This is a genomic window from Salinispora sp. H7-4 (assembly GCF_013416675.1).
Lineage (GTDB): Bacteria > Actinomycetota > Actinomycetes > Mycobacteriales > Micromonosporaceae > Micromonospora > Micromonospora vitiensis.
On record NZ_JABZED010000075.1, the window covers coordinates 1 to 2715 of the forward strand.

Here is a 2715-nt window from a genome sequence, read left to right on the forward strand (position 1 = left end):
CGGCGAGGATGATGTTGTGAAGGTGGGCGATGCCGGATGCGGTGTCGGTCAATGTGTGGGCGGCGCGGCGGTAGTCGCGCAGGATCGTGAAGGTCTTCATGCGGGCCAGGGCGTGTTCGACCTGGGCTCGGACGGTGCGGTGGTGCCTGTTCAGGTCCTTCTTCCAGTCGGGTAGTTCGCTGCCGTCGGCGGGTTTGCGGTACGGGATGATCACGTCGGGGTTGCCGCGGTAGGCGCCATCGGCCATGACCGGCCGTCCTGCCAGCTTTTGGTCGATGCCCGAGGTGCGGTAGACGATGGTGTCGTTGCGGTTGCCGGGTTGCGGGTCACCCAGGGCCACGACAAGGTGGGTGTGGGCGTCAATGGCGACCTGCAGATTCGTCGAGTAGCGGTAGTTCTTGCTCGGCGCGGCCAAACGGTGATCGCGAGTCGGGACAAGGGTGCCGTCGACGATCGCGATCTGATCAACCCGGCGTCGTCGGACCGGGGCCAGGGCCAGCAGCGGGCCGAGGGTGTCGATGACCCGGTGCGCCGCCGAGTGCGACACCCCGAACAGCGGACCGATCTGGCGCATCGTCAGGTTCGTGCGCCAGTACACGGCCACCAGCAACACCCGATCGGCGAGGTCGAGTGACCACTGCCGGCCCGGCCGCCCGTCCGCGATCGCGTCACCGCCTCGCTCAGCGACCAGCCGGACCAGCCTGCGGAACTGGACGGGCTGCAATCCGGTGAACGGGAAGATCCACTCCGGGCGGGCTGACGTGATCACCTGCACCCCGAACATCCTGCACGACTGTCCCTAACAGACGGACATCGGGGTTACGAGACATCCCTTAGCGACCCTGAGTGGGTCAAAGTTCACCCGGGCCCCGCTCCTGCCGGATGCGGTAGGGGCGGGGCTCCGTCGTGCGGTGGCTCACCAGAGCTACGGCGTGCCGCCGGATTCGCTACCGGTGGCGCTGTCGAGGGCCTGGTCCTTGCTGCCGCCACCTTTCCACGGAGGCTGCCGGATCGCCGACGGCGGCTCTGGCGGGCACTCTGGCGGATCGCCTTGCGGGCGTTCGCCATCGTCTCGTGTCTGCTGTCGGCCCGAGGGCCGCAGGGCCCCGGCAAGATGCTCCGATAGACGTCCTCTCAGACCCGCTCCATGCGTAGCGCGGTGCTCGAATGATACTGTGGATATTTCGAGTTTCACCCAAAGTTTGATTGAAGTCTGCAGCGTATGCGACGTGGGGTGGGTGCGACGGACGGTCGCCTTTGCTGTCCCTTCGCCGTAGGCCACCGACGAATAGGAGCGATGTGACACCAAAGGAAATGTCGTCGTACAGTCGCCGAGGGATGATCGCCGGGCCTCTTGCGGGAGTTGGCATGGCAGCCGGTGCGGCGATCCTCGGCCGGGGGACCCCCGCTCATGCCGCAGCGGCAGGGCTAGTTGCGCTCGCGCCAAGTGGAGACACAAGTGGCGAGAGTGATCGTAGGGCTATCCAGGACGCGCTAATACCAGGTGGCGCACAGGTGATTTTGGCGCCCGGGGATTTCCATATCAACGCTCCGATTGTGATGCACAGCAACCAGAGATTGGTCGGATCTGGTGCCGGAGCCACCAAGATCTATCAAGTCGGGATCAGCCACGGCATCAGTTCAACCAGCGCGGGCAGCGTCAACTACGTAGTCATCGCTGGAATTACCCTTATCGGCACCCGGGCTACAGGCAGCTCTGGGATCCACCTTACTCCAGCCACGAATCCATCGACTCCCGCAGAATTCGCAAATATAACTAACATCACCATCGAGGACTGTGTCGTGAAGAACTGGGGTGACTGCGGCGTCTACCTCGGGGCACCGATCGCGTCGAGGATCACCCGGGTCCAGTCCGTCAACAACGGCGGCGACGGCTTCTACATCACAAAAGCCCACTTGGATTCCGACCATACCATCGTTAAGGCGGCGACCTCTCTGGCTTTCGATTCCTGCTACGCCCTAGGGAATGCTAAGAACGGCTACGAATTGGATACCGTGAGCTATTCGTCTCTGACCGGGTGTGCCTGCGACGAAGGTGGGCGTGGCTACGCGCTTTTCGGATGCAGGGCAGTTTCCCTTACTAGCTGCGGCGCCGAGGTGTTCAGTACCGAAGGATTCCTGATAAAAAATTGCACGAGCTGCAGTTTGTTCGGGGCGTATACATACGGTGGAAAAACAGTCGGCATCCACGTCGCGGGAACCACGACACACCAGACGATCGGCGGCGCGGTACAGTCGCATCCCGGTAGCCTTACAGAACATTTCATTTGGACCGAAACGGGAACCTCGTCCGTGGTCTGGGGTGTGTCACGAGTCGATGCTACCGCCAACACCCTCAATGGCCAGGTCGTCAATCTGGACGGCACTGCCTGACTATTTGGTCTGCGGTCGGATCTGCGCGTTGTGTGGGGTGTCGTCACGAATTCGAAAGCTGGCTCACCAACCGGGGCATAGCCACACCCGCAGGGGCAGGCGGGCGATCGCCGTGGATGGAAAGACACTGCGCGGCTCCCGCAGCACCGACACCGCCGCCCAGCATGTCCTCGCCGCCTGCAACCAAGCCGCCGACGTGGTCCTAAGAGATGTCTCGTAACTCGGTGGAGGCGTTGTGCGGCAACGGTGCTGGTGTCAGCCGGCGAGGATGATGTTGTGAAGGTGGGCGATGCCGGATGCGGTGTCGGTCAATGTGTGGGC

General features: G+C 63.1%; 2 protein-coding genes. One reads left to right on the plus strand and one right to left on the minus strand.

The genetic code is table 11. The features are described 5' to 3' along the window. On the minus strand, positions 1–775 hold a 775-nt coding region (locus H0524_RS23910; protein ID WP_180200671.1), incomplete at its 3' end, for a transposase family protein. Between the two features lie 740 nt (positions 776–1515). On the opposite strand from H0524_RS23910, the gene H0524_RS23915 reads away from it, so the two are divergent. After that, positions 1516–2394 carry a right-handed parallel beta-helix repeat-containing protein gene (locus tag H0524_RS23915; RefSeq protein WP_309225220.1) on the plus strand — a complete coding sequence of 293 codons (879 nt, stop codon included), beginning with the start codon at positions 1516–1518 and terminating at the stop codon, positions 2392–2394. The last annotated feature ends 321 nt before the right edge of the window (positions 2395–2715 follow it).